Annotated in this window: 25 protein-coding genes; 14 read left to right on the forward strand and 11 right to left on the reverse strand. The window is 65.9% G+C overall.

Annotated elements, in window-relative coordinates; translation table 11 throughout:
• Positions 1 to 467 precede the first annotated feature (467 nt).
• The 3 genes from ACFYO1_RS28375 (at position 468) to ACFYO1_RS28385 (ending at position 4215) form a co-directional block, all read left to right on the forward strand.
• Positions 468 to 2765, forward strand: coding sequence for an FdhF/YdeP family oxidoreductase (locus ACFYO1_RS28375; protein WP_387237041.1), 2298 nt, complete (start codon positions 468 to 470; stop codon positions 2763 to 2765).
• Positions 2758 to 3597, forward strand: coding sequence for a formate dehydrogenase accessory sulfurtransferase FdhD (fdhD, locus tag ACFYO1_RS28380; RefSeq protein WP_387237044.1), 840 nt, complete (start codon positions 2758 to 2760; stop codon positions 3595 to 3597). The genes ACFYO1_RS28375 and fdhD overlap by 8 nt, the downstream gene beginning before the upstream one ends.
• Positions 3598 to 3675: 78 nt before the next feature.
• Positions 3676 to 4215, forward strand: coding sequence for a hypothetical protein (locus ACFYO1_RS28385; RefSeq protein WP_387237047.1), 540 nt, complete (start codon positions 3676 to 3678; stop codon positions 4213 to 4215).
• Positions 4216 to 4385: 170 nt separating this feature from the next.
• Here the strand turns inward: ACFYO1_RS28385 and mihF are convergent, their stop codons facing one another.
• Positions 4386 to 4700: an integration host factor, actinobacterial type gene (mihF, locus tag ACFYO1_RS28390; protein ID WP_029895202.1), complete on the reverse strand. Its 315-nt coding sequence runs from the start codon at positions 4698 to 4700 to the stop codon at positions 4386 to 4388.
• 530 nt (positions 4701 to 5230) lie between these two features.
• On the opposite strand from mihF, the gene ACFYO1_RS28395 reads away from it, so the two are divergent.
• The 6 genes from ACFYO1_RS28395 (at position 5231) to ACFYO1_RS28420 (ending at position 9954) form a co-directional block, all read left to right on the forward strand.
• Positions 5231 to 5608, forward strand: a complete 378-nt coding sequence (locus ACFYO1_RS28395; protein ID WP_387237052.1) for a nuclear transport factor 2 family protein — start codon at positions 5231 to 5233, stop codon at positions 5606 to 5608.
• 191 nt (positions 5609 to 5799) lie between these two features.
• Positions 5800 to 6615 (forward strand): hypothetical protein, encoded by an 816-nt coding sequence (locus tag ACFYO1_RS28400; protein WP_387237055.1) that lies wholly within the window; start codon positions 5800 to 5802, stop codon positions 6613 to 6615.
• 239 nt (positions 6616 to 6854) lie between these two features.
• Positions 6855 to 7460 (forward strand): DUF3558 domain-containing protein, encoded by a 606-nt coding sequence (locus tag ACFYO1_RS28405; RefSeq protein ID WP_387237058.1) that lies wholly within the window; start codon positions 6855 to 6857, stop codon positions 7458 to 7460.
• A 3-nt stretch (positions 7461 to 7463) separates the two neighbouring features.
• Positions 7464 to 7856, forward strand: coding sequence for a hypothetical protein (locus tag ACFYO1_RS28410; RefSeq protein WP_387237061.1), 393 nt, complete (start codon positions 7464 to 7466; stop codon positions 7854 to 7856).
• Positions 7853 to 9172: a hypothetical protein gene (locus tag ACFYO1_RS28415; protein ID WP_387237064.1), complete on the forward strand. Its 1320-nt coding sequence runs from the start codon at positions 7853 to 7855 to the stop codon at positions 9170 to 9172. The genes ACFYO1_RS28410 and ACFYO1_RS28415 overlap by 4 nt, the downstream gene beginning before the upstream one ends.
• Positions 9173 to 9174: 2 nt before the next feature.
• Positions 9175 to 9954: an ESX secretion-associated protein EspG gene (locus ACFYO1_RS28420; protein ID WP_387237067.1), complete on the forward strand. Its 780-nt coding sequence runs from the start codon at positions 9175 to 9177 to the stop codon at positions 9952 to 9954.
• A 12-nt stretch (positions 9955 to 9966) separates the two neighbouring features.
• On the opposite strand, the gene ACFYO1_RS28425 is transcribed toward ACFYO1_RS28420, so the two are convergent.
• Positions 9967 to 10413, reverse strand: coding sequence for a DUF4254 domain-containing protein (locus tag ACFYO1_RS28425; RefSeq protein ID WP_387237070.1), 447 nt, complete (start codon positions 10411 to 10413; stop codon positions 9967 to 9969).
• 358 nt (positions 10414 to 10771) lie between these two features.
• Between ACFYO1_RS28425 and ACFYO1_RS28430 the strand changes: the two genes are divergently transcribed.
• Together ACFYO1_RS28430 and ACFYO1_RS28435 are read left to right on the forward strand one after the other, a co-directional pair.
• The gene (locus ACFYO1_RS28430) at positions 10772 to 11650 is read left to right on the forward strand and encodes a helix-turn-helix domain-containing protein (RefSeq protein WP_387237073.1); all 879 of its coding nucleotides are present in this window, start codon (positions 10772 to 10774) and stop codon (positions 11648 to 11650) included.
• Positions 11647 to 11853: a DUF397 domain-containing protein gene (locus ACFYO1_RS28435; protein WP_387237076.1), complete on the forward strand. Its 207-nt coding sequence runs from the start codon at positions 11647 to 11649 to the stop codon at positions 11851 to 11853. Before ACFYO1_RS28430 ends, ACFYO1_RS28435 begins: the two co-directional genes overlap by 4 nt.
• On the opposite strand, the gene ACFYO1_RS28440 is transcribed toward ACFYO1_RS28435, so the two are convergent.
• Complete coding sequence (locus ACFYO1_RS28440) at positions 11840 to 12559, reverse strand: GNAT family N-acetyltransferase (protein ID WP_387237079.1); 720 nt, start codon at positions 12557 to 12559, stop codon at positions 11840 to 11842. The two genes, ACFYO1_RS28435 and ACFYO1_RS28440, sit on opposite strands and share 14 nt — an antisense overlap.
• Before the next feature lie 124 nt (positions 12560 to 12683).
• Between ACFYO1_RS28440 and ACFYO1_RS28445 the strand changes: the two genes are divergently transcribed.
• On the forward strand, positions 12684 to 14372 hold the full coding sequence (locus ACFYO1_RS28445; RefSeq protein WP_387238635.1) for an alpha/beta fold hydrolase: 1689 nt from the start codon (positions 12684 to 12686) through the stop codon (positions 14370 to 14372).
• Positions 14373 to 14659: 287 nt separating this feature from the next.
• Here the strand turns inward: ACFYO1_RS28445 and ACFYO1_RS28450 are convergent, their stop codons facing one another.
• The gene (locus ACFYO1_RS28450) at positions 14660 to 15277 is read right to left on the reverse strand and encodes a LysE family translocator (RefSeq protein WP_387237081.1); all 618 of its coding nucleotides are present in this window, start codon (positions 15275 to 15277) and stop codon (positions 14660 to 14662) included.
• 110 nt (positions 15278 to 15387) lie between these two features.
• Here ACFYO1_RS28450 and ACFYO1_RS28455 point away from each other — a divergent pair, with 110 nt between their 5' ends.
• Positions 15388 to 15840, forward strand: a complete 453-nt coding sequence (locus ACFYO1_RS28455) for an Lrp/AsnC family transcriptional regulator (protein ID WP_387238638.1) — start codon at positions 15388 to 15390, stop codon at positions 15838 to 15840.
• A gap of 4 nt (positions 15841 to 15844) precedes the next feature.
• Here the strand turns inward: ACFYO1_RS28455 and ACFYO1_RS28460 are convergent, their stop codons facing one another.
• The 7 genes from ACFYO1_RS28460 to ACFYO1_RS28490 form a co-directional block, all read right to left on the reverse strand.
• Positions 15845 to 16120: a ribosomal protein L7/L12 gene (locus ACFYO1_RS28460; RefSeq protein WP_387237084.1), complete on the reverse strand. Its 276-nt coding sequence runs from the start codon at positions 16118 to 16120 to the stop codon at positions 15845 to 15847.
• A 34-nt stretch (positions 16121 to 16154) separates the two neighbouring features.
• Entirely contained in the window at positions 16155 to 16514 is a 360-nt protein-coding gene (locus tag ACFYO1_RS28465; protein WP_387237087.1) for an STAS domain-containing protein, read from the reverse strand.
• 296 nt (positions 16515 to 16810) lie between these two features.
• Complete coding sequence (gene clpX, locus ACFYO1_RS28470; protein ID WP_150403131.1) at positions 16811 to 18091, reverse strand: ATP-dependent Clp protease ATP-binding subunit ClpX; 1281 nt, start codon at positions 18089 to 18091, stop codon at positions 16811 to 16813.
• 448 nt (positions 18092 to 18539) lie between these two features.
• Positions 18540 to 19211 (reverse strand): ATP-dependent Clp protease proteolytic subunit, encoded by a 672-nt coding sequence (locus ACFYO1_RS28475; RefSeq protein ID WP_387237090.1) that lies wholly within the window; start codon positions 19209 to 19211, stop codon positions 18540 to 18542.
• A 67-nt stretch (positions 19212 to 19278) separates the two neighbouring features.
• Positions 19279 to 19866 (reverse strand): ATP-dependent Clp protease proteolytic subunit, encoded by a 588-nt coding sequence (locus ACFYO1_RS28480; protein WP_387237093.1) that lies wholly within the window; start codon positions 19864 to 19866, stop codon positions 19279 to 19281.
• 184 nt (positions 19867 to 20050) lie between these two features.
• Positions 20051 to 21463 (reverse strand): trigger factor, encoded by a 1413-nt coding sequence (tig, locus tag ACFYO1_RS28485; RefSeq protein ID WP_387237096.1) that lies wholly within the window; start codon positions 21461 to 21463, stop codon positions 20051 to 20053.
• A gap of 168 nt (positions 21464 to 21631) precedes the next feature.
• Positions 21632 to 22210 carry an FKBP-type peptidyl-prolyl cis-trans isomerase gene (locus ACFYO1_RS28490; RefSeq protein WP_387237099.1) on the reverse strand — a complete coding sequence of 193 codons (579 nt, stop codon included), beginning with the start codon at positions 22208 to 22210 and terminating at the stop codon, positions 21632 to 21634.
• Positions 22211 to 22400: 190 nt separating this feature from the next.
• Between ACFYO1_RS28490 and ACFYO1_RS28495 the strand changes: the two genes are divergently transcribed.
• Positions 22401 to 24869, forward strand: a complete 2469-nt coding sequence (locus ACFYO1_RS28495) for a phosphoketolase (protein WP_387237102.1) — start codon at positions 22401 to 22403, stop codon at positions 24867 to 24869.
• Positions 24870 to 24898 lie beyond the last annotated feature (29 nt).

Raw genomic sequence — 24898 nt, forward strand, 5'->3', positions numbered from 1 at the left:
ACCCCCGGAAACCCCACCAGCACAACGCCGTACAGAATTAACACAGCGCCGTACAGAATTCCGGTGGCGCCGATGAGCACTCGGCCCGCGCGCCTGTTCCCCACCTGCCGACGCCCTGCGCCGGCACGCGCAGCAACTGGTGCCAGCGTCCCCATCGGCCATGCTCTCGCTAGGCGTACCGCCGCCGTCGCGCCGACCCTGCCCGGTTCGACGGCGGACTCTGTACGACCGCGCCTACGTGCGTGCGATCCCTAGCATCGTAATGCCCTGCGCGCCAACGCGGAGCCAACTCCGGCGAGCCCGCCTTCCGGTGGGGCCGGGCATCCGGCGCGATCTGGGGACGCGCCGGAGGCCGCACGCGGTTTAGGGTCAGCGCGTGTTCCGCACCCGCACCGTCCCGAGTGCATACCATCGAAGTAGCTGGTCCCCTGCCCGACTCAGACAGCGCGAAGAGGACAATACGAACTATGCACCGTAATGGGCCGACCGAGGACATCGATGAGTCCGCGCTGAGCGTGACCGCGCCGAAGGAGCAGGCCGCGGGTATCACCGCGGTCGCGGTGTCGCTGAAGCGCGCGATCGACGAGATGGGCGTGATCCGCACCGCCCGTACCCTCGCGCGGGTCAATCAGGTGCACGGCTTCGACTGCCCCGGCTGTGCCTGGCCCGAACCGACCGGGCATCGCCGTCCGGCGGAGTTCTGTGAGAACGGCGCGAAGGCGGTCGCCGAGGAGGCGACGGTGCGCACGGTCACGCCCGAATTCTTCGCCGCCCATTCGCTCGACGACCTGGCGGGCAAGTCAGGCTACTGGCTCGGTCAGCAGGGCAGGCTCACCCATCCGATGGTGCTGCGCCCGGGCGACACCCATTACTCCCCCATCGACTGGGACGACGCCTACCGGCTGATCGCGGATCACCTGGGCGACTTGGCATCTCCGGACGAGGCGGTCTTCTACACCTCCGGCCGTACCAGCAACGAGACCGCGTTCCTCTATCAGACGCTGGTCCGCAGTTTCGGCACGAACAATCTGCCGGATTGTTCGAACATGTGTCACGAGTCCTCGGGCGCCGCGCTGGTCAGTTCGATCGGCATCGGCAAGGGCTCGGTCTCGATCGATGACTTCGCCGCCGCCGACCTGATCATCGTCGCGGGCCAGAACCCGGGCACCAACCATCCGCGCATGCTCAGCGCGCTGGCCGGCGCGAAGGACAAGGGCGCGAAGATCATCGCGATCAACCCGCTGCCGGAGACCGGGCTGCTCGGCTTCCGGGATCCGCAGACGGTCAAGGGGTTCACCACCGGCGTATCGATCGCCGATCACTTCCTGCAGATCCGGCTCGGCGGTGACATGGCGTTGTTCCAGGCGCTCGGCCGGCTGCTGTTCGAGGCCGAGGACCGCGCGCCGGGCACGGTGGTGGATCGGGAGTTCGTCGACACCCACTGCGCCGGCTTCGCCGAGTACGAAAAGCAGGTCCGCGCGGTAGATTTCGACACGGTGCTGGCTGCGACGGGCCTCACCCGGGCCGAACTCGACCGCACCGCAAAGCAATTGGCCGAATCGAAGAACATCATCATCTGCTGGGCCATGGGTCTCACCCAGCAGGCGCACGGCGTCGCCACCATCGAGGAGGCCACGAACCTGCTGCTGCTGCGCGGCATGATCGGCAAGCCGGGCGCGGGCGTGTGCCCGGTGCGCGGGCATTCGAACGTGCAGGGCGACCGCACCATGGGCATCTGGGAGAAGATGCCGGACGCGTTCCTCGACGCGCTGGACCGGGAATTCGGCATCACCAGCCCGCGCAAGCACGGCTTCGACACGGTCGACGCCATCCGCGCCATGCGCGACGGGCGCGCGTCGGTGTTCTTCGGCATGGGCGGCAACTTCGTCTCGGCCACCCCGGACACCGCGGTGACCGAGGCCGCGCTGCGCACCTGCGCACTGACCGTGCAGGTGTCCACCAAACTCAACCGCAGCCACGTCGTGCACGGCCGGACCGCGCTGATCCTGCCCACCCTCGGGCGCACCGATCAGGATCTGCGCGACGGCCGCAAACAGCAGGTGTCGGTTGAGGATTCGATGTCGATGGTGCACCTGTCCACCGGCAGGCTGAAGCCGGTGAGCGAGCAGTTGCGCAGCGAGGTCGCCATCGTCTGCGATCTCGCGCTCACCCTGTTCGGCGCGGATCATCCGGTCCCGTGGGCGCGCTTCCGCGGCGACTACGACACCATCCGCGACGCGATCTCCCGCGTGGTGCCCGGCTGCGCCGACTACAACACGAAGGTGCGCGCCCGCAACGGATTCGTCCTACCGCACCCGCCCCGGGACAGCCGCGAATTCCGTACCAGCACCGGCAAAGCCAACTTCGCGGTGAACGAACTGAGCTGGACCCCGGTGCCCGAGGGCAGGCTCGTCCTGCAGACACTGCGCAGCCACGACCAGTACAACACCACCATCTACGGTCTCGACGACCGCTACCGCGGCGTGCACGGCGGCCGCAAGGTGGTGCTGGTGCATCCCGACGACATCACCGCGCTCGGCTTCGCGGAAAACGATCTGGTGGACGTGATCTCGGAGTGGACCGACGGAACCGAGCGCAGCGTCGAGGGTTTCCGGCTCATCGCCTACCCGACCCCGCGCGGCAATGCGGCGGCCTACTATCCGGAGACGAATCCCCTTGTCCCGCTGGATCATGTCGCCGCCCGGTCGAACACCCCGGTCTCCAAGTCGGTGACCATCAGACTCGAACGAGCCGCTCATGAGTAGAGTCACCGCCCGCCGCAGAATGCGCCGGATCTCGTCGACGGGTGAGATCCAACGCCCCGACACCCTCGCCGTCGAGGAGCCGCTGGAAATCCGGATCGGCGGCGAATCGCTCGCCGTCACCATGCGCACTCCCGGCAACGACGTCGACCTGGTGCACGGATTCCTGTTGAGCGAGGGCATGATCGGCGTCGCCGAGGAGATCATGGCCGCCCGGTACTGCGCGGGGACCGACGACGACGGCCGCCAGACCTACAACGTCCTCGACCTCACGTTGCGCCACCCGATCCCGATGCGGCCCAAGAACTTCCTCACCACCGGCGCGTGCGGCCTGTGCGGCAAGACGGCGCTCGACGAGGTCCGCACCCTGTCCCGGTATCCGATCGCCGAGGGCGGGGCGGTGGTGGACACGCAGGTGCTGTCCGGCATGCCGGACACGTTGCGCAGCAAGCAATTCCTCTTCGAGGCGACCGGCGGCCTGCACGCGGCAGGCCTGTTCAGCACCGACGGCACGGTGCTCGCGGTGCGCGAGGACATCGGCAGGCACAACGCGGTGGACAAGGTGATCGGCTGGGCGCTGCGGCAGAACCTGGTTCCGGCAAGGGATCTGGTGCTCATCGTCAGTGGCCGCGCTTCTTTCGAACTGGTGCAGAAGGCGGCGATGGCGGGCATTCCGATGCTCGGCGCGGTGTCGGCGCCCAGTTCGCTCGCGGTGGATCTGGCGGCCGAGAGCGGTCTCACCCTCGCCGCGTTCTTGCGCGGGGACACCATGAACGTCTACACCCATCCGGATCGGATCGTCGCCACCCCGAACGACACCTCGATGCTGGCCTGATCGCGCTTGCCCGGACCGGGTGGCCGTTTTACCGTGACAGCACGTAATCGGAGCGGTTCGGCGGGAACGGAGAGACCGATGCGGATTTCGGTGGAGGGCACGCAGGAGGGGTTACGCGTGCGGATGCGGTTCGAGCAGTACCGCCGCCGCCTGTTGATCACTCGAATCGTCCTGGCGGTCTTGGCCGTTCAAGGTGCGGTCGTCGGGCTGTGGGCCACCGTCGCGCCGCATTCCTGGTACACCAGCTTCCCCGGATTCGGCATGCACTGGATCGCCGCCGACGGCCCGTACAACCATCATCTGGCCGGCGATGTCGGCGCGTTCTTCCTGGCGCTCACCGCGGTGACCGTGACCGCCCTCGTGCTCGATTCCACCGCTGCGGCGCGCATGGCGGGCATCGGCTGGCTGGTTTTCAGCGTGCCGCATTTTGTCTACCACGCTTTCCATCGACCGATGGATACGAGCGGTGTCAGTTTCGCCTTCAGCCTCGTAGCCGCGGCGTTGCTGATCGTCCTCGGGCTCGCCTGTCTGCTGCTGCCGCCGCGTGGCGATCTCCCGATGTCGGACCCTGCGCCGTTCAACGTCAAGTTCCCGCGTCCCCGACGCCGAGCCCGCTGACGACAACGCCCCACAGCCCGTCTAGGCGCTGTGGGGCATTTGAACTGTCCGTGCGGCTGGGGGCTGAGCTACGTGGCAGGACCGCGAGCAGGCGGTCCCTCGCGAGGCAGAGCCGCGCCACCGACGTGAGGTTTCGTTCCCCGGTTCTAACAACCGCGAGTTGTAGCTCGTCAGTCCTTCAGGGCGTCGAGCAGCGCCGCACGCTGACGTGCGCCGAGCCCGCCGATCCGACGATCCTCCGGGATCTCCGCCTGATCCATCAACTTGGCGGCCTTCACCGGTCCGACACCTGGCAGAGCCTTGATCACCGCGGCGACCTTGGTCTTCTTGACCAGCTCATCGGAGTCGGCCTTCTTCAGCAGGTCGGCGACCGAAACCTTGCCCGCCTTCACCTTGCCGATCAGTTCGGAGCGCGCCTTGCGGACCGCTGCCGCTTTGGCCAACGCTTCAGTGCGCTGCTCCGCGGTCATGGTAGGCAGTGCCATGTCTCCTCCGCTTCCACTCGTCACTCGAACATCTGGTTGACCGGACCGAGTAAACAGCACTTCACCGGCAGGGCAAGGCCGACACACCGGGACCGGTTCGGCGGAGTTAGCGATGAGTTTCCTGGTCGGCGGCCGCCGAAAGCAGTAATCAGCGGGCAAAAAGGACAAAACTCTCCACTGTTCCGCTCACAGGACCGGGGGTAACACCACGGCCGGTAAACGCGACAGAATCTACGAAAGCATCAGCGCGGGATAAAGGTTCAACGGCGAACCACGGGGGATCAATGACGATCCCCGGCACCGGGCGCGATCGGGATCGCCGACCGTCACCGTGTCCCACGACGCGGATGCCGACAACAGCACAGCGTCTGCGGGGGCAATGCAACTTTCGGGGGGATTCCCCACGGCCCGAGTCACATCGATCGCCGTCGGACAGCGCTACGAGAGCGCGGAACCGATCCTTGACCGCCCCCGCGGCTGTGCTGCTAGTCTGCCGAATTAGAACACGTTCCAATTCGGCAGGAGTTCCGATGTCCAAGCAGATCCGCGACGCGATCGAGCAGTACGTCAAGCTGGTCGGCGCCGGCCCGACCGAGGCCATCGTCGAGCTCTACGCGCCCGAGGCGACCGTCGAAGATCCGGTCGGCACCCCCGTCCGGCAGGGACACGCCGCCATCCGCGAGTTCTACGACGTGATCGGCGCGCTCGACCGGGACACCGAGCTGCGGGCGGAGACCGTGCGCATCGCCGGCAACGAGGCCGCCTTCATGTTCACCATCGTCACCCGGGTCGGCGGGCAGCGCTTCACCCTGTCGCCCATCGACCTGATGGAATTCGACGAGGCGGGCAAGATCATCCGCATGCGCGCCTTCTGGAGCCAGGAAGACATGGCCATCGAGCCCGAGTGACTCGCCGGGATTTTCGGCGCAGATAACGCTCGACCGTGTCCTCGGCGCGCTGAATCGACTATGAAGAGTAGGTGTCGATGCCACCTGTCCGCTACCCTCGCAGCGAGCTACTACCCAGCTCCCGGTGATCGGGCAGCCCGGCATCTCCCGATTTGTCGAGTTCCGTTCAGCCCATCCACTTTTGGAGCAGCATGCCCGAGGAACACCCCTTCGACGAAGTCGCGCAGTTGGCCAGGCGGGTCGAGCGGGCCCGCGGTCGACTGGCTTACCAGTTCGATCCCGCACTGACCGAGGTCTTGGCCGAGGACGAGCTGGAAGCCGAACGCGAACTGGCCGAACGCATCCGCACCCAGGACCGCGGCCAGCGATGGAAGTACGCGGAGGCGGTGTCCAACGCCGCCGACCGTGCCAGACAGACCAAGGAAGCCATCGAAAAGGCGGACATCCGCGACCTGCTGATGGCCCGCAAAGCCATTGCCGCACAGCGTCGTGAGTCCAGCCCGCACGCGCAGCTCGCCTCGCTGTACCGGCATCGCGCCTGGTCGTTGCGCGCGCTGGCGGGCGTGGTGATCGCGGGCATGCTGTGGTCGGCGGTCAACGTGCAGCACAACATCGCGCCGGACGGCATCACGGATCCGTTGTACTGGTTCAGTTATCTGGTCGAGGCGATGATCAGCGTGTGCCTGGTGATCATCATGATCGGCACCACCAAGCTGGCCGAATGGGGCGTGCTGAACAGTCGCACCCAGGTGGTCACGGCCGAAATCGTGTTGCTGGCACTGACGATCGGACTGAACACCTATCCCCATGTGCGGGATGCGCGGTGGTTCGATGCGGGGGTGCACGCGGTGGCGCCGATGATGATCGGTGTCGCGTTGCTGACGCACAACGCGGCCAGCTCGCGGTACAGCCAGGCGATCACCCGGGCCACCGAGCACATCCGGGACAATCCGGATCGGCCGCGGCCTACATTCGATAGCACGTTGATGGGGGCGCAGCGGGTGTGATTGCCGGTTGGGCGTGTTGCCTGACTTGTGAACGCTGATCGTGGTGATCTGTTGTGCGCGGATCCGGGTCGGATGAGTTCCGGTCCGGATCCGGGGGTCGTTTGACCGGCTGCCAAAATGCGCCCGTGTTGTTGCGGGCCGCGAGTGGTCGGCGGTACGGTTTGCCCAGGTAAAGGGGGTGGGCACCGGGCTACAGCCACCTCCGGATGGATTTCGGACACCGGCGGTTAGGGGAACGGATGACCAGCAGGGGGAGCAAGCTGCGTGGTATCGCCCTGGTAGTGGGTGTTGGGTTGGTGTTGGCGGGGTGTGAGAAGGCGACGGATGGGGTGCCTACGGGGACGGGGGCGAGTTCAGCTAGCTCGAGTGTGAAGCCGTCGGGGTCCAAGGATCCGGATACGGCGATCTGGGATCCGTGTACCGCGCTGCCGGACGACGCGCTGCGGGCTGATGAACTCAATCCCGACACCCGAACCAAGGACATCGCAAGGTTCGACCCAACCGGCTGGAAAGTCTGTGCCTGGCGTTCAACGGCCAAATGGTACGACCTGGGGATCTACTCCGGCGAACCCTCGCTTCAGCAGGTTCGACAGCGGCAAGACCTCGAGAGCGTAGTACCGCTCACAGTCGGGGGGCATCCGGCATTGCGTTTCTTGTTCGCCGATGATGCCGAGAAACGGCTCGATTGTGGCGTAGCTGTCGAAGTTCCCCAGGGGAGAGCGGCAGGAACGGTGGCATTCCTGGTCACTACGCGCTATTCGGTCGGCAAGCTCGGCGATCCGTGCGACCAGGCGACCCGGCATGCAAACGATTTTGCGAAATACTTGCCCGGCGGAGGGAACTGAACAATGGATTCAGCTGCGCAACCGTCAGACTGGCGCCAGTTGCTCGACCGAGCCAACGCAGGCGAGCTGCGACTGAGTCCAGAAGTCGGCAAGGATCTCGACGCGAAGTGTGAGACGTATCTAGACGACCTCGACGATATGCGCAGCTCTATGCGCGGTGTTTCGTGGGCTACGGGATTCGGCGGAATGCCGTCCGGCCCTGTCTTAGAGCGGAAGTTTGCGCTCAAGGGCCGAGGCGGCGACACCTCGCTCGAGTCATCTCTCGAGACACACATCGATGAAGTGAAACTTATGCGCCAAGTCTTCGCGCAGGCCATGGCGAACTACCACGCGGTCGATGAAACCAACAGCCAGCAGATCCCGACCCTCGACGTCCCGGGGAAGGACGGCTCATGAGTCAGGACGACTACCAGGCGCGGATCATTGCGGCTCAGCAGCAGTGGAACGACGACCGTACGGCGATCTACTCGCATCTCAGCAAACTGGCACAGGATCTCGAGCAGGGTTACGACCCGCCGTCGATCACCGACCCAGGGCAGGATCTGTTCGTCATCGAGACCAGCACACTGCAAGATCTCATCAGCAAGGTCGAGGTTATGAAACCCGGCCAAGCGTGGGAAGCCTCGCAGATGTGGCAGAACGTCAGTGCAGCATTCCGGGAGAAGTCGCACACATTTGGTGACGCGATCAAGGCGACCGTCGCCAACGGTTGGAGAGGTCAGGCCGCAGACCAGGCGGTCCAATCGGTGGGCCGGTACGTGGACATGTCGCAGCAGCTGACACTCTCCACCGAGCTCATTTCGGTGAAGCTGTCCGAGCTCTACACCGGCCTCCACCAAACCCAGGCGCTCATGCCCCGCGCCGGCGACAGCAGCCCCGATCTGCGCGGCAAGACGCTGCCCAGCGAAGGCGTGCTCAAGGTCGACGACCACAATCAGACCGAGGCGACCGCTGAGGCTCGGCGCGTGCTGCGCACGGTGTACTGGCAGGTCGCGAACCAGACGGACAACGGGGTTCCGGTCGTGCCCAACAGCCCGACGCTGGTGAGCAATCCGGATCAGCCGTCGAGTCCGCCGTCGACTGCGCCCAGCCCGCAGACGTCATCCGGTGCCGGCGATCAGCCGAAGCAGGAGAATCCCGCGTCGAACGAAGACAAGTCCGGCGACAAGTCGGGCAACAAGTCCGGTAATCCGAGCCAGGATCCGAACTCGACCCAGCCCGCGAGCAACACTCCGCAGACCACCCCGTCGGGTACGTCACCTCAATCCACCACTCAGGCAAACAATCCGACGTCGACGCCGAGTACGACCTCGGCAACACCGAACCAGAACAACCCCGGCACAACACCGGTCACGACGCCGACGCCCAGCCGCAACAGCCCGACCACCCGTTCGCCCGGCAGCCCGGGCAGCCCGGGCAGCCCCGGAAGTCCGCGCACCCCAACCACTCCGGGCACCCCCTCCCCCGGCCGCAGCATCCCCGGCACCCCGGGACAACCGGGAACCACCGCCCCGCTGGCCGCCCGCGCAGGCACCAGCACCGGCGCCGCGGGCCGGCCCGGCATGAGCGGCATGCCGATGGGTGGCGCCGGCGGCAAGAAGGACGACGATGAAGGCGCCCACCAGACCAAGGATTACTTGATCGGGGACTGGTCCGAGGAACTCCTCGGTGAACCGACCAAAGCCGTGCCCCCGGTGATCGGGGAAAACTGAGCGTGCGCAGCTGGAGATTCACCGGCCAGGAGTTCGACATCCTCTGGTCGGCCTACGGTCGTGACCGCCTGCCCTATCCCCTGGCGTTCCGCCCGACGACGGCGGTCGACTGGGATGACCTGGTGCGGCAACGGGAGTCGGCGGTCCAAGAGTTGCTCGGCCGGTATTCCGAGAACCTGGAACTCGCCTTGACGACCCTGCTGGAACCCGAAACCCGGGTCGAATCCAAGGGTTTCGGCGGTTCCGGGCTCGCCGCGGTGTTCCGGTTCCACGGCACGGTCCGAAATGGGTCCGGCGCCACACTTGTTCAGCTGCCCGGCACCGCGGAAGACACCGGCGGCGACGTGCTCATGGGTCTGTGCGCACCGAGCGAGGTGGCCGCCGCGGCGGTGGCCGCGCTGCCGAAAGCACAGGCAGGCACCCATCCGGCGGTCAGTTTCCGCAGGGACGAGATCGCCGCCGACCGTCAACGCTACAGTCGCCGCCCCGACGAAGTCAGCATCAACGACCAACTCAACCGCATGTTCAAACGCGACCGCACCGCGGTCGGCGAGATCACCGTATTCCCCGGTCCGGCAATAGATTCCAGGCCGACCACCGACGGCCGCGGTTTCCTCTGGGCCGACTATGCCGACGACGGCCGCTACTACATCAAATCCGGCGACCCGATCGTCGCGACACCGATGAGCCCCACCTCGATGACCAACGAGATAGCCCGCCTCCTCGACCTCACCCGCCGCTACTACCGCATGGAAAACGAGCAGACCAAAGCCACCTGGTGAAGCGCGAGCCGGCTACGGACCGCCAGGCAAACGCCTCCGCCCAGCACTCAACTCCGCCGCCAAATCGTCGTAGCCAAGAGCCAATTCGGCCAATTGCTCCCACGCGTCGCCCAGTTCCCACTGCGACGCGCCGGCCAACGCCGCGAACGCACAAGCGGTGTATTGTGCCAGCTTGTCGACCACTGCCCCGAGTGTCTCGGTGTGGATATGCGCGGCGCCGTGCGACGGCGGCAGTTGCAAAATAACCCAGCGATCGATGTCGCGGACCAAATCCGCACGCCGCGAGTCGATGTCATCGATGTGCCTGCGCTCGGCGTTGGTATCCCTGGCGGAACACAACCGCTGCTCGTGCAGATCGGTCAACTCCCGCGCCAGCCGCAGCAGCGGATGATCCCCCGGCGGCACGCCCCGACAGGCCTGTAGCAGCTCGTGTTTCGATGGGAACGGATCGGTCAGCACCGAGATGCCCTCGGCCGCAAGATTATTCCGCCGCCATTCGCATGCCTGCCCCCGGGTGGGTCATCGGTACACCGACGGTAGACACAGCTAGTAGGTGGTGTATCCGTGTTCATGAGCAGCCTCGCCTCGGATAGCCGGTTCGGGGGTGCGCCCGGCTGACAATGAAGCTGCTAGATTTGCCGTGGACTCTTTGCCGCTTCACCGGGCGCACATCAACAAAACACCTGTCAGGGTGGTGATGTGTGCGGCTTCGGGCGGCCCGGATGAAGTCCCCCGAATCCCCAGCAAACCTCCCGCGGCAGTTGCCATGATCTACCCGACGCGGGTCGAACGGCCCGCCCGAAATGGGGAGGAATGCATGTCGGACACCGGATCTACCCTGCCGCGAAGGCAACTCGGCCGGTATCTGATCGATTGGCGGACTCGCGCCGGAATGAGCCAGCAGCGGGCCGCGGAGCTACTGGAGATCGGTTCGAGCAGCTTGCAACGACTGGAGCGTGGCTTGAACGGCCGGGTACAAGTGCGCGAGATCCAGGCAGCCTGCGATCTGTATGGGATCTCCGACGCCGAAGCCGAGATCGTGATCGCGCTTGCCCGGCAGGCGAATGTGAAGACGTGGTGGTACAAGGCCGCCGATCGAGTCCCGATTCACTTCGACGGCTACATCAAGTTGGAGGCAGCGGCGGTCGAATTGCGAACGTATCAGCCAGAACTCATACCGGGACTGCTACAGACTCCCGATTACATCCGGGGCCTGTTCTGTGCCAGTCCGGAAGACGATGCGGCCGAGTGTGACCGGTGGGTTCAGATCAAGGAGCAACGGCAGAACAACGTGACGCGCAGACATCGGCCGACAGACCTTTTCGCTGTCGTCTCCGAAGCCGCGCTCCGCCGAGTATCCGGCAGCCCGCAGGTCATGGCAGCCCAACTACGTCATCTCGCCGACATGTCTACCCGACCGAACATCGCCCTCCGTGTGCTCCCCTTCAGCGCCGGCTTTCCGCGTGGCGTATCCAGTGGCCCCTTCATGATTTTGACCTTCGGCAGCACCGCTACCGGCGCGCCGATTGAGCCGACGGTGGTCTACGTGGAGGGTTCGACTATCGACATGTATCTCGAAGAATCCATCGATGTGCAGCGGTATCATGACCTGTACACCGCAATCGAGCACGCTGCGTTGGATTCGGTGGCAAGCAGAGATCTGATCAGGAAAATCGCAAGGGAGCACATGGCATGAGCGTCCCGCTACCTGACGCCCGCTGGTTCAAGAGCAGCCACAGCGCGCCGAATAACGAGTGCGTAGAGGTTGCGTTTCTCACCAACGGCCTGGTTGGTGTCCGAGACTCCAAGAACCTTAACGGTTCCGCGCTGGTATTCACGCCCGACGAATGGGATGCCTTCACCACCGGCGTGATCGCTGGCGCGTTCAGCGCAACTTGATGCTGAGCTGGGTGCCCAGTTCGCGGAAGCCCAGTGCGGCAGCGACTTTTCTGGACTGCGGTGGGCGTGCTCGCCACTGGGGAAGTAACCCGGCATCGAGTGCGTGTGCCACCGCTGCGGAGGCTGCTGTTCGGGCCAGGCCGTGTCCGCGACGGTCCGGCGCGGTCAGGACGGAGAGGTGGGCGGTCCGGCCGGGCCAGGTGCGGTATCCGGCGGCGGCGATCAGGTCTGCCCCGTCGCGGACGGCGAAGGCGGGAGAGCTGATCTCGTCCAGGCCGCTCTCGGCCGCGTCCTGATCGCCGGACCGTGCCTCCAGTTTGCGCAGGTCGAGGTGCTCGGCGGGCAGAGATTCGACAGAGAGCGAACTCGGTGCAGGGCGGAAGCCGTCCTCGTCCACGTAGGCCAGCACCGCCGGGCCAAGCACCTCCTCCAGCGGCAACACCCCGCCGAGGACATCGGGGGCGACGAGATCAGCCACCGACAGCTGTGCCACTGCGACGCGAATCGCCACTGCCACAGCAGAACTGGGTGCAGTCACGATCGCCTGCCCACACAACACGATGATCCCCACCCACCCTGGCGGACAGATCAGCGCCTCCGGTGAGACCACCACGCTGACGCCGATCTTCGAAGTGAACGAAACCGGCACCGCCGCCAGCCCTTCCCACAACGCTCGGACTTCGGTCAGCAGCGGGTCCGTCGACATGGCCCCATTGTTGTTCGTAACCGATCGTCGGACAACGACATCGAGGCCGATCTGATTACACTGACTCGAGGCCATTTGGGTGGAGGGGGATTCCATGCGCCGAGGACGGCGACCTGTCTTGTTCGTGCCCGTTCTCGCGGTTGCCCTGTCGCTGATGGCCGGGCACGCCTCGGCAGACAGCGGCTCATACAATGCCGAATTTCATCCGCCACCTGCACATTTCATCGAGTACCCCGATGGTGCGCCCGCGGTGCCGGCCGAGCTGGCCACGCAACGCTTGAACTGGAGCCCCTGCGCCGAGGCCGGTCTGGTCGCGGCCGCACACGGTAGTCCACAGTCCGGCGTTCGCGCGCTGCTGCTCGACGGTTTGCAGTGCGCGTCGGTGCGGACGCCGCTCGACTGGACCCGACCCAACTCGGGAGCTGTTGCGACCTTCCAGATTTCGCGCCTGCCCGCACAGCAGACGACCGCGCGGCCACGGCAGCTGTTGACCAGTCCGGGCGGTCCGGGGGCGGGATCGTTGCTCAATCCGATCGAGTGGGCGACGGCGTTCCCCGAGCTGCGGGAGAACTACGACCTGCTGGGTTTCGATCCGCGAGGCACCCGTACATCCAGCACTGACCAGGATTGTGATGCAACACTTTCGGGCGATCCGCTACTCATGGGCACCGGACGCAACGACCGCACCGACGTGCTCGACTTCTCGACCGAATCGGTACGGGTTCAACTCAGCCGGGCTCGAGACTGGGCTCGGTCCTGCGTCGACCGCGCGCCACGTACCCCGGCGGGTGGTTCCACGATCGGGACCATCACGTACTGGCAGACAGTTCGGGATCTGGACCTGGTGCGCGCCCTGCTGGATGCATCAACCTGGAGCTATCTCGGCGTCTCGCAGGGCACGCTGCTCGGACTCGAACTGGCACGTTCCTTCCCTGATCGGATCGAGCGCATGGTCCTCGATTCGGTCGAGAATCCTGGAATGTCCACTGCCGCAAGCTATGCCGAACGCGCCCTGCGCCAGCAGCGAGTGCTCGAGCAACAGTTCGCACCGTGGCTCGCCGCCCGCGGCACGGTGTTCGGCGATACCTCGGCGACAGTGCTGAGTTCCCTGACCAGACTGCGCGCCGACCTGACGGCGCACCCCATCCCGCTGCCGCTCGATCACACCTTCAGCGGCAACGATCTCAACATGCTGTTCTTCGGCCTCGACAACAGCCCGTACGAGGTACTGGAACGCAAGCTGCTGACCTTACGGACCGGGCTCGACGCCCCCTCCCCCGGCGCACAACTGAACGCCGCCTTGGCCTTCAGACTGCCACCGTTGCTGGACGAACTAGGACAGGAGATCACCCTCGCCGGTTCGCGGACCGGGTGGTGGACCGCCCGCACCTGCAACATCGACTCCTGGACCCACGACATCGACGAGATAGTCGACACCGCAAGACAACTCGCCGCTAACGCGCCATTGACCTACTTGGGCATGAACTTTGCCGCCGTCTGCGCGTTCTGGCCCGAATCGCACACGGGCACAGGCACGGCGGGCTTCGACCGGATCGGCTCCGCACTGCTCATGGCCAACGAGCGGGACCCGGTGACACCGATCTCCGGGGCCCGCGCGGCACGCTCGATCATCCCCGCCTCGCGGCTGATCACGGTGGTCGGCCGACCCGGCCATCTCGTCCTGCCGCAGACCAGGCCCCAAGGCCTCCCGGGTTCCGTCCCGGGCACCAGCGCATGCGCTCGCGCCGTCACGGTCGAGTATCTCGTCCATGGCCGGCTGCCCGACGGGGACACTGCCTGCCAGCCCAGCTGACCCCGGATATGGATCTGCCCCGAGGTCGATGTTCGAGTCGACCTCGGGGCAGTCGGGATTGCGCGGACCGCGGATGCCTGCAGGTGTTCACCCGCGACCCGGTCTATCTACCTACCGGAGGACCCCAGGGCGCCTGCCACTCCACCAACGAAGTCGGTGACCGCGATGTAGGCAGCAGCGATGGCGACCAAAATGAACTCCACGACAGGTACATCGGTCGACGGTAGTGATGCGTTACCAGAAACTTTTTCCGGAATTGTGCGCCGGCTCGAGGTGCCCTGTTCCGCTCACAGCAGGCGTTCCACCAAGAGCAACGCCCCGATGACGACCATGGCGACGCCGGACACCCGGGTGACCAGGCGGGCCGCGGTGGGGCGAGCACGCAGGACGGTGCGGGCCAAGACGCCGACGCACAGATAGATGGCCGCGCAGCTCAGCGTGTGGATGAGGCCGAGCGTGCCGATCTGGGCGGCGAGCGGCCAGGAACCGGTCCGGTCGGTGAACTGCGGCAGCAGCGCGAGGAACAGCAGGATGGCCTTGGGGTTCAGGCCGCTGATCCCGATGCCGCGCAGCACGCTGGTCCCCCACGGCGCGGGGTTCGCCTGCTCGGGCAGCGCGGCGGGAGTGCTCGCCGACGCCAGGGTGGTGCCGCCGAGCCAGATCAGATACAGCCCGCCGAACACCGTAAGCGCGGTCAGCACAACGGGATTCCGGTCGACCACCGCCGCCACGCCGGCCGCTACCACCGCGGTCAACGCGACATATCCGAGCAGCAGTCCCCCGACGGCAGGCAGCACCGACCGTTCGCGCAGACCGGCGGCGATCGCATACGCCCAATCGGCGCCGGGCACCAGAATCAGCAGGACCGACACGGTCCAAAACGCGGCGATGTACCCGACTGCCATGCGGAACTGCTCCCTTCGAATGATTACCCGAAGGAAGGATAGGCGGGTTGATCAAGCAGGTGATTCCAAGTTTTCGCAGCTCAGCGACGATCTATGGAAGGATCTTCCGCATGGATCGCATCGACCGGAAGATTCTTGCCGAGCTCCAGCAGAACGGACGGCTGACGATCACCGACCTCGCCGCGCGGGTACGGCTGAGCTTGTCGCCGTGCCACCGCCGGCTGCGGGAATTGGAAAAGTCCGGAGTCATCCGCGGCTACCGCGCACTGGTCGACGCCGCGGCCGTCGGGCTGACCTTCGAGGCGCTGGTCTTCGTGACGATGCGGCAAGAGGATCGCACCACCGTGGCCGCGTTCGAGCAGGCGGTCGCGGAGATACCGCACGTATTGCAGGCGCAACGCCTATTCGGCGATCCGGATTTCCTGCTGCGCGTCGTGGCGGCGGATCTGCCTGCGTTCCAACAGCTTTACGACGAGAAGCTGGCCACGCTTCCCGGCGTTCAGCATTTGACCTCGACCCTGGTGATGAAGCACGTGGTGCACGAACGACCGGTGCCGCTGTGACCGATCAGTACCGGTGCCGCTGTTCGACGGCGTCCTTGGCCTCTTTGAGGCCGGCGCCGGTCAACTCCCGGTAACGCTTGATCGCTTGAATCTTCTTGTCGTGCAGCAAGAGCGCGTCGATCTCGGCCCAACTGAAAGCGGGCCGTGCGGCGGTCGGCACGGCCCGGATCGGTTCGGCGGGAATCGCCGGGAGGTCTTGGATCCCCAGGTGCTGGAGGATCAGATCGACTTTGTAGTTCAGCGCGTCGATCTTCCGTTCGAGGCGGCGGTGAGCAAACATGATCGAATCGTAGTGTCCACCACCGCCGGTGGAACTAAGCGGCGTCGAGCAACGCCTCGACGAGGTTGGCGGCGGTATCGAAAGTCGCGACGTCACCCGCGACCGCGAGCAGCCGATCGACACAGCGCGGCCCGGTGACCAGGCGGATCCGCCGGTCGGTGTGCTCGGCCCGGCTGCGGGCCTCGATGAGCACGTGCAAACCGGCGACGCCGAAGAACGTCACCTGGGACAGGTCGATGACCACCAGCGGTCCGGCGGTGTTCATGGAACCGAGCAACTGCGATCGGAACTGGCCCGCGGTGTAGAAGTCCACTTCACCCGCGAGCGCGCACAGCGTCACCTGCTCGCTGGGAGCGGTGATCGAGACGCGCAGCCGGGCTTGCGCTTCGGACATATTCGGCAAACTCGCACGGTTGGGTGCCACACCTCGGTTCGGTGTGGGGCCGGTTCTCGACGTCGTGCCCGCAGCGGATGCGGAAGTAGAAAGGGTTGTCGACATGAGGATCTCAGTCCTGTCGCGCACGGCAATTGACGTCCGTTGCCGGCAATGCGTTGCGCCCGGGGCTCCTCGTGAGCTCAGAACTAGGCTGTGTGCTCAACCCTGAACTCGGAGTACCCCAAATGTTGGGCGATTACACAAGAAAAAAGCCACCGCGTGCTGCGATGGCTTCTTTCAGGTCTGACGTCGGGTTACGCCGACTTCTCCCGGCGTTCCGTCCGCTGCGCCTTACGCGGCACGATGGTCGGCAGCACGTTCTCGGTGACGGTGTCGGAGTCGACGACCACCTTGGCGACGTCGTCGCGGCTGGGGATGTCGTACATCACCGGCAGCAGGACTTCCTCCATGATGGCGCGCAGACCGCGAGCGCCGGTGCCGCGCAGGATCGCCTGATCGGCGATCGCTTCCAGCGCGTCGGTGGTGAACTCGAGGTCGACGCCGTCCATCTCGAACAGCCGGACGTACTGCTTGACCAGTGCGTTCTTCGGCTCGGAGAGGATCTTGACCAGCGATTCCTTGTCCAGGTTGGTCACCGAGGCGACGACCGGGAGGCGGCCGATGAACTCGGGGATCAGGCCGAACTTGATCAGATCCTCCGGCATCACCTCGGCGAAGTGATCGGCGGTGTCGATCTCGGACTTGGACCGCACCTCGGAACCGAAACCGATGCCGCGGTGGCCGGTCCGCTCGGAGACGATCCGCTCCAGGCCCGCGAACGCGCCCGCGACGATGAACAGCACGTTGGTGGTGTCGATCTGGATGAACTCCTGGTGCGGGTGCTTGCGCCCACCCTGCGGCGGCACGCTCGCCTGGGTGCCCTCCAGGATCTTCAGCAGCGCCTGCTGCACGCCCTCGCCGGAGACGTCGCGGGTGATCGACGGGTTCTCGCTCTTGCGGGCGATCTTGTCGACCTCGTCGATGTAGATGATGCCGGTCTCGGCGCGCTTGACGTCGTAATCCGCGGCCTGGATCAGCTTCAGCAGGATGTTCTCCACATCCTCACCGACGTAGCCCGCCTCGGTCAGCGCGGTCGCGTCCGCGATGGCGAACGGGACGTTCAGCATCTTGGCCAGCGTCTGCGCGAGATAGGTCTTGCCGCAGCCGGTCGGGCCGAGCATCAGGATGTTCGACTTGGTCAGCTCGACGACCTCGCCGCGGCTGTCGCGGCCCTTGTCGCCGGCCTGGATGCGCTTGTAGTGGTTGTAGACGGCCACCGCGAGTGTGCGCTTGGCGGTGTCCTGCCCGATCACGTAGTTCTCCAGGAAGTCCCGGATCTCCGCGGGCTTGGGCAGCTCATCGAGCTTGACCTCGCTGGACTCGGCGAGCTCCTCCTCGATGATCTCGTTGCATAGATCGATGCACTCGTCGCAGATGTACACCCCTGGTCCCGCAATGAGCTTCTTGACCTGCTTCTGGCTCTTTCCGCAGAACGAGCACTTGAGCAGATCGCCGCCATCTCCGATGCGCGCCATCTCGTGGGTCCCTACTTCCTTGTCCGCGTGCAACCGTCCGTCCAGGTTGCCAGCTATCTGCCGCGTTAACTGTTCGCGCCACCGGCCGTAGTCGCAAACGCTTCGACCGGTTCCGGTGGGTGAGGCAGTGCTGTCAACCGGGAGCAAAGGTCCCTAGGTTGACCGTACCTGGTGTGTGCGATGGAGGTCGACAACTCGAGCATGTTTCTCCGCCGGGTTGTGCGAGTTCTCACCGCACCGGAGTGCGTTGTGTCCGTTCAGCAGCCTTTTCGTGCGCCGGCCGCTTGTTTCATCGGGGCTGGTGACCGAAGCGTTTCCGGGCCAGCCGTGGCACTGAAGCGGTCCGGCCGGGCAGCACGCAACGAGGCGCACTTCCCGGCCGGAATTCCCTGGGGTGGAGCAACTTACGAGCGAATCACCGCCGGGATCGGCGATTCGCTCCGGTCGATCACTTCTTCTGCGCGCTGAGCTTGCGGTAGTCGAACACCTGGTCGATGATCCCGTAATCCTTGGCCTCCGCCGCGGTCAGGATCTTGTCCCGGTCGGTGTCCTTGCGGATCTGGTCCGCGTCCTTACCGGTGTGGTAGGCCAGCGTGGTCTCCATCAGGCGACGCATGCGCTCGATCTCGGCGGCCTGGATCTCCAGGTCCGAGACCTGCCCCTGAATGCCACCCTCGAGCGCGGGCTGGTGGATCAGCACGCGGGCGTTCGGCAGGCAGGCACGCTTGCCCGGCGTGCCCGCGGCCAGCAGCACCGCCGCGGCCGAGGCGGCCTGGCCGAGGCAGACGGTCGCGACATCGGCGCGCACGTACTGCATGGTGTCGTAGATGGCCATCAGCGAGGTGAACGAACCACCGGGCGAGTTGATGTACATGGTGATGTCGCGGTCGGGATCGAGCGACTCGAGCACCAGCAGCTGGGCCATGACGTCGTTCGCCGACGCGTCGTCCACCTGCACGCCGAGGAAGATGATGCGCTCCTCGAACAGCTTGTTGTACGGGTTGGACTCCTTGACGCCGAAGCTCGAGTGCTCGATGAACGACGGCAGGATGTAGCGCGACTCGGCACCCCGCGGCGCCATACCGCCGAGGCCTGCGCGTGGGTCAAACTGGTTGGCCATCTTGGTCTCCAAAGTCTGTGTGTGGAAGCGGCTGATGCGCTGAACGGACAGAGAGTCCGGATGGCGTCTAGTTGCCTACGCCGTTGGTCTGATTCGCGTGGCTGATCACGCGATCGATGAAGCCGTATTCCAAGGCCTGCTGAGCGGTGAACCAGCGGTCCCGGTCGGCGTCGATGTTGACCTGCTCCACGGTCTTGCCGGTGTGCAGCGCCTGCAGCTCGTTGAGTTCGCGCTTGGTGTGCGCGAACTGCTCGGCCATGATCGCGATGTCGGCGGCCGAACCACCGATGCCGGCCGACGGCTGGTGCATCATGATCCGCGCGTGCGGCAGGGCGAAACGCTTGCCCTTGGTGCCCGCGGTCAGCAGGAACTGCCCCATCGACGCGGCCAGACCCATGCCGTAGGTGGCGATGTCGCACTCGGCGAACTGCATGGTGTCGTAGATGGCCATACCCGCCGTCACCGAACCACCGGGCGAGTTGATGTAGAGCGAAATGTCCTTGCTCGGATCCTCCGCCGTGAGCAGCAGAATCTGCGCGCAGAGCTTGTTCGCGATGTCGTCGTCGACCTGGGTGCCGAGGAAGATGATGCGATTGGTAAGCAGCCGCTCGTACACCGAATCGCTGAGGTTGAGCCCAGCAGTCGCGGATGTCATGACGACCCCTGCCTGATTGACTGTCACGGATACCTGCCTTTTCTTACCGGCTCGTTGGCCGACGGCCATCTCTGGTTCGTTGTCACAAACATTAACGAAGCAGGGCGGCACCGAACTCCCGGTACCGCCCTTCTTCGCTCACAGCGCAACTTCGCTAGCGCTCAGCTGCGCTGTTCGCATGAATTTATTCGGCCTTCGCCGCGGCGGTCTCGGTCGACTCGTCGTCGGCCGCCACCTCGGTGGTCACCTCGACCTCGGCGTCGGCGTCGGAATCCGCAGGGGCGCCGAACATTTCGGCGGTGTCCACCACGTTGCCCGCGGAGTCGGTCACCTTCACCTTGCCGACCACGCCCGCGAGGGCCTTGCCGCGCCGGACGTCGGCGAAGATCGCGCCGAGCTGGCCTGCCTGCTGCACCTGCTGGATGAACTGCTCCGGCGCCAGGCCGTAGCGCTGGGACTGGAACAGGATCCGCTCGGTGAGCTCTTCCTGGCCGACCTGGGTGTTCTCCGCCTCGGCGATGGCGTCCAGCAGCAGCTGGGTGCGCACCGACTTCTCGGCGGACTCCTTGGCGTCCTTGTCGAACTCTTCGCGGCTCGAGCCCTGGGCCTCGAGCGCCTCGGCGAGCTTGGCCTCGTCGTGGTCGAAGCCGTGCACGGCGTCGTGGGTGACGGCGTCGATCTCGGCCTGCACGACGGCCTCCGGCAGCGGCACCTCGACCTGCTCGAGCAGGGTCTCCAGCACCTTGTCCCGGATCTGGCCCGCCTGCTCGACCTTCTTGCTCCGCTCGACCCGGCTGCGCAGGTCGGTCTTCAGCTCTTCGAGGGTGTCGAATTCGCTGGCCAGCTGGGCGAAGTCGTCGTCGGCCTCGGGCAGCTCGCGCTCCTTGACGGACTGCACGGTGACCTTGATGACGGCTTCCTTGCCCGCGTGCTCACCGGCGACCAGCGTCGAGGTGAACTCCTTGGACTCGCCGGCGGCCAGGCCGACCAGCGCCTCGTCCAGGCCCTCGATGAGCTGGCCGGAGCCGACCTCGTGGGACAGGCCGGTGGTGGCCGCTTCGGGAACGTCCTCGCCGTCGACGGTCGCGGACAGGTCGATGGAGACGAAGTCGCCGTCCTGCACCGCGCGCTCGACCCCGGTGAGGGTGCCGAAGCGCTGGCGCAGCGACTGCAGCTGCTCGTCGATGTCCTCGTCGCCGATGGTGAAGGCGTCGACGGAGACCTCGATGTTCTCGTACTCCGGCAGCGTGAGCTCGGGGCGCACGTCGACCTCGGCGGTGAACGCGAGTTCCTCGCCGTCCTCGATCTTGGTGATCTCGATCTCCGGCTGGCCGATGACCTTCACGTCGGACGCGGTGACGGCCTCGCTGTAGCGGCCGGGCAGCACGTCGTTGACGACCTGCTCCAGCACCGCGCCGCGGCCGAGGCGGGCCTCGAGCAGCTTGGCCGGCGCCTTACCCGGACGGAAGCCGGGGATCTTGACCTGCTTGGCGAGCGCCTTGTACGCGCGATCGAAGTCCGGCTTGAGTTCCTCGAAGGGCACCTCGACATTGATCCGGACCCGGGTCGGGCTCAGCTGCTCGACGGTGCTCTTCACGGACATGCTCCTTGTTCGTCGTCTGTTCTGGTTGAGACGCGATCCCCCGTCGTCCCGGACTTCTACCGGGACCCCGGCACCCGCCGGGCGGCGAGGGACGCGGCGTACGCATCCCGACCAGGTTAGTTGACCGGCCGGGGCGCGCTGCACTGGGCCGCTTTTCCGGCCCTACTTCCCGACCGAGACCGCGTCGGTGACGAAGACCAGCGTCTCGTTCGGGGCGATGCCGCTGCGGCCGCTGGCACCGTAGCCGAGGTCCGGCGGCACGATCAGCAGCCGCCGCGCGCCCTGCTGCACGCCGACCAAGCCCTGGTCCCAGCCGGGAATGACCTGGCCGCCGCCGAGCGTGAGCTGGAACGGGGTGCCGCGATCGAAGGAGCTGTCCTTCTTCTGGCCGTTGGACCAGGTGATCAGCGCGTAGTTCATGGTCAGCTGCTGGCCCGCGGCCGCGCCGGGGCCGGTGCCCGCGATGAGGTCCTTGGTGATGAGCTGCTTCGGCGGATCGCAGTTGTCCGGGAGGGTGATCTTCGGGGCGGTGCCGAAGTCGCCGCTCACGCCGATGTCCGCCGCGGTGCATTCGCGTCCCTTGCTCACGGACGGGGCGCCCTGCGCCTGCGCGGTGACCTTCGCGGCGGAAGTGGTGGCCGAGGGCGTGGACGACGCCTTGTCGTCCGAGCCACAGGCGACCAGAGTGAACGCCGCCGCGGCCATGGTGCCGATTCCGATGAACCTGCCGAGTGTGTGCATGCGGCGGACCCTAGACCATCGGGGCGGCGAAGGCCCGAGTCGACCTTCCGCAACTCGAAATCCCACTAGGCTGGCCGTGAATCCGCCATCCGGCGACGCCGAAGGTGATCGGCGTCCGTTCCGGACCGGTGAACGCGGTTCCGCTGGGTACCGCTCCTACACGACCCGAGAACGTGAGGAGAGTCGGCGCATGACGCACATGGCGAGCGCTGGTGGCGACACCGCGGCGGACAATGTCGGCAGTTCCAGCGGCGAGACGGTCGCTCCGCAGCCCTATCGGCTGGCCGAGGTGGCCGGGCCGCTGGAACCCGACGAACTGGTGTCGGTCGACGCCTGGTGGCGGGCGGCGAATTATCTGGCCGTCGGGCAGATCTACCTGATGGCGAATCCGCTGCTGCGCGAGCCACTGCGGGCCGAGCACATCAAGCCGCGGTTGCTCGGTCATTTCGGCACCGTGCCCGGGTTGAATCTGGTGTGGGTGCACGCCAATCGGGCGATCCGGCAGCGCGGGCTCGACGCGGTGTTCGTGGCCGGGCCGGGCCACGGCGGGCCGGGGCCGAACGCATGCGCCTGGCTGGAGGGCACGTACTCCGAGCTGTACAGCCATATTCCACAGGACGCTGCGGGGATGGGCACGTTCTTCGGGCAGTTCTCCTTCCCCGGTGGGGTGCCGAGTCACTGCGCGCCGGAGACGCCCGGGTCATTCCACGAGGGCGGCGAACTCGGCTATTCCCTGATGCACGCCTTCGGTGCGGCGCTGGATCATCCGGATCTGACGGTGTTCTGTGTGATCGGTGACGGCGAGGCGGAGACCGGGCCGCTGGCTGCCAGCTGGCACGCGAACAAATTTCTCAATCCGGCCCGGGACGGCGCGGTGCTGCCGATCCTCGCGCTGAACGAGTACAAGATCGCCAATCCGACCATCCTCGCGCGGATTCCAGAGGCCGAGCTGGTTTCACTGCTACGCGGGTACGGTTATGAGCCGATCGTCGTATCGGGCAGCGAGCCGGCGGCGGTGCATCAGGCGATGGCGGTCGCGGTCGATACCTGTATGGAACGCATCGCCCAAATCCAGCGAGCCGCGCGCGGTGGCGCCGACGGTACGCGTCCCACCTGGCCGATGATCGTGCTGCGCACGCCGAAGGGCTGGACCTGCCCGCCGATGGTGGACGGCGATCCGGTCGAGGGCACGTTCCGGGCGCATCAGGTACCGCTGCCCGCCGCGCGCTCCGACGCGAAGCACCGCGCGGTGCTGGAACAGTGGCTGCGGTCCTATCGCCCGGAGGAACTGTTCGACGAGTCGGGCAGGCCGGTGTCGGAACTCGTCGACCAGGTGCCCGTCGGCGATCAGCGGATGAGCGCCAACCCGATTGCCAACGGCGGCACGCTTGTTCGTGATCTGAACCTGCCGGACTGGCGCGATTTCGGGGTCGAGGTGGCCACGCCGGGCGGGTCTCAGCACGAGGCGACCAGGGTGCTCGGCGGCTGGTTACGCGAGGTCACCAGGAACAACCCGGACAACTTCATCACCTTCGCGCCGGACGAGTTGGCCAGCAATCGGTTGCAGGACATACTCGACGTGACCGGGCGCGACTGGCAGGCCGAAATCGGTGAGTACGACGAGAAACTCGACCGCGCCGGGCGGGTGATCGAGGTGTTGTCCGAGCACCTGTGCCAGGGGCTGCTGGAGGGCTACCTGCTGACCGGCAGGCACGGGGTATTCACCTGCTACGAGGCGTTCATCCACATCGTCGACGCGATGTTCAATCAGCACGCGAAGTGGCTCGACGCGAGTGCGGCGGTGCCGTGGCGGCGGCCCATCGCCAGCCTCAATTACCTTCTGTCGTCGCATGTTTGGCGGCAGGACCACAACGGTTTCACGCATCAGGATCCCGGTTTCCTCGATGTGGTACTGAACAAGAAGGCGTCGATCGTGCGGGTCTATCTGCCGCCGGACGCCAACACGCTGCTGTCCACCTATGACCACTGTTTACGTTCGCGGCACTACATCAACGTGGTGGTCGCGGGCAAACAGCCACAGGCGGACTGGCTTTCGGTGAACGACGCCGCCGAGCACTGCGCGCGCGGCATCGGAATCTGGGAGTGGGCGGGGCACAACGACGAACTCGGCACCGTGCCGGATGTCGTGCTGGCCTGTGCCGGTGATGTGCCGACGCTGGAAACCCTTGCGGCGGCGGCGATTCTGCGCGAACGGCTGCCGGAGTTGCGGGTCCGGGTGGTCAATGTGGTCGATCTGACCCGGTTGCAGCCGCAGGACGATCACCCACATGGGTTGCCGGACAGCGAGTTCGACACGTTGTTCACCCACGATCGGCCGGTGATCTTCGCCTTCCACGGGTATCCGTGGCTGGTGCACCGGCTCACCTATCGACGGGCCAATCATGCCGGGCTGCATGTGCGGGGTTACCAGGAGCGCGGCACCACCACCACGCCGTTCGACATGGTGATGCTCAACGATCTGGACCGGTTTCACCTGGTGATGGACGTCATCGATCGGGTACCGAGCCTGGGCGAGCGGGCCGCGGGACTGCGACAGGAGATGGTGGACGCGCGGTGGGAGGCGCGCGCCTGGACCAGGGAGCACGGCGAGGACATCCCCGCCGTGGCGGACTGGACCTGGCCGCACCGCACGGAGTAAACGCACCGGGTAGCTGCGGGCTGGATGAA

It is taken from the genome of Nocardia sp. NPDC006044, from assembly GCF_042871115.1.
Lineage (GTDB): Bacteria > Actinomycetota > Actinomycetes > Mycobacteriales > Mycobacteriaceae > Nocardia.

Bases quoted from the DNA above. Each gene is read 5' to 3' on its own strand.
- ACFYO1_RS28375 (WP_387237041.1), top strand. From the start codon at position 468: ATGCACCGTAATGGGCCGACCGAGGACATCGATGAGTCCGCGCTGAGC.
- fdhD (WP_387237044.1), top strand. From the start codon at position 2,758: ATGAGTAGAGTCACCGCCCGCCGCAGAATGCGCCGGATCTCGTCGACG.
- ACFYO1_RS28385 (WP_387237047.1), top strand. From the start codon at position 3,676: ATGCGGATTTCGGTGGAGGGCACGCAGGAGGGGTTACGCGTGCGGATG.
- mihF (WP_029895202.1), bottom strand. From the start codon at position 4,700: ATGGCACTGCCTACCATGACCGCGGAGCAGCGCACTGAAGCGTTGGCC.
- ACFYO1_RS28395 (WP_387237052.1), top strand. From the start codon at position 5,231: ATGTCCAAGCAGATCCGCGACGCGATCGAGCAGTACGTCAAGCTGGTC.
- ACFYO1_RS28400 (WP_387237055.1), top strand. From the start codon at position 5,800: ATGCCCGAGGAACACCCCTTCGACGAAGTCGCGCAGTTGGCCAGGCGG.
- ACFYO1_RS28405 (WP_387237058.1), top strand. From the start codon at position 6,855: ATGACCAGCAGGGGGAGCAAGCTGCGTGGTATCGCCCTGGTAGTGGGT.
- ACFYO1_RS28410 (WP_387237061.1), top strand. From the start codon at position 7,464: ATGGATTCAGCTGCGCAACCGTCAGACTGGCGCCAGTTGCTCGACCGA.
- ACFYO1_RS28415 (WP_387237064.1), top strand. From the start codon at position 7,853: ATGAGTCAGGACGACTACCAGGCGCGGATCATTGCGGCTCAGCAGCAG.
- ACFYO1_RS28430 (WP_387237073.1), top strand. From the start codon at position 10,772: ATGTCGGACACCGGATCTACCCTGCCGCGAAGGCAACTCGGCCGGTAT.
- ACFYO1_RS28435 (WP_387237076.1), top strand. From the start codon at position 11,647: ATGAGCGTCCCGCTACCTGACGCCCGCTGGTTCAAGAGCAGCCACAGC.
- ACFYO1_RS28440 (WP_387237079.1), bottom strand. From the start codon at position 12,559: ATGTCGACGGACCCGCTGCTGACCGAAGTCCGAGCGTTGTGGGAAGGG.
- ACFYO1_RS28450 (WP_387237081.1), bottom strand. From the start codon at position 15,277: ATGGCAGTCGGGTACATCGCCGCGTTTTGGACCGTGTCGGTCCTGCTG.
- ACFYO1_RS28455 (WP_387238638.1), top strand. From the start codon at position 15,388: ATGGATCGCATCGACCGGAAGATTCTTGCCGAGCTCCAGCAGAACGGA.
- ACFYO1_RS28460 (WP_387237084.1), bottom strand. From the start codon at position 16,120: ATGTTTGCTCACCGCCGCCTCGAACGGAAGATCGACGCGCTGAACTAC.
- ACFYO1_RS28465 (WP_387237087.1), bottom strand. From the start codon at position 16,514: ATGTCCGAAGCGCAAGCCCGGCTGCGCGTCTCGATCACCGCTCCCAGC.
- clpX (WP_150403131.1), bottom strand. From the start codon at position 18,091: ATGGCGCGCATCGGAGATGGCGGCGATCTGCTCAAGTGCTCGTTCTGC.
- ACFYO1_RS28475 (WP_387237090.1), bottom strand. From the start codon at position 19,211: ATGGCCAACCAGTTTGACCCACGCGCAGGCCTCGGCGGTATGGCGCCG.
- ACFYO1_RS28480 (WP_387237093.1), bottom strand. From the start codon at position 19,866: ATGACATCCGCGACTGCTGGGCTCAACCTCAGCGATTCGGTGTACGAG.
- ACFYO1_RS28490 (WP_387237099.1), bottom strand. From the start codon at position 22,210: ATGCACACACTCGGCAGGTTCATCGGAATCGGCACCATGGCCGCGGCG.
- ACFYO1_RS28495 (WP_387237102.1), top strand. From the start codon at position 22,401: ATGACGCACATGGCGAGCGCTGGTGGCGACACCGCGGCGGACAATGTC.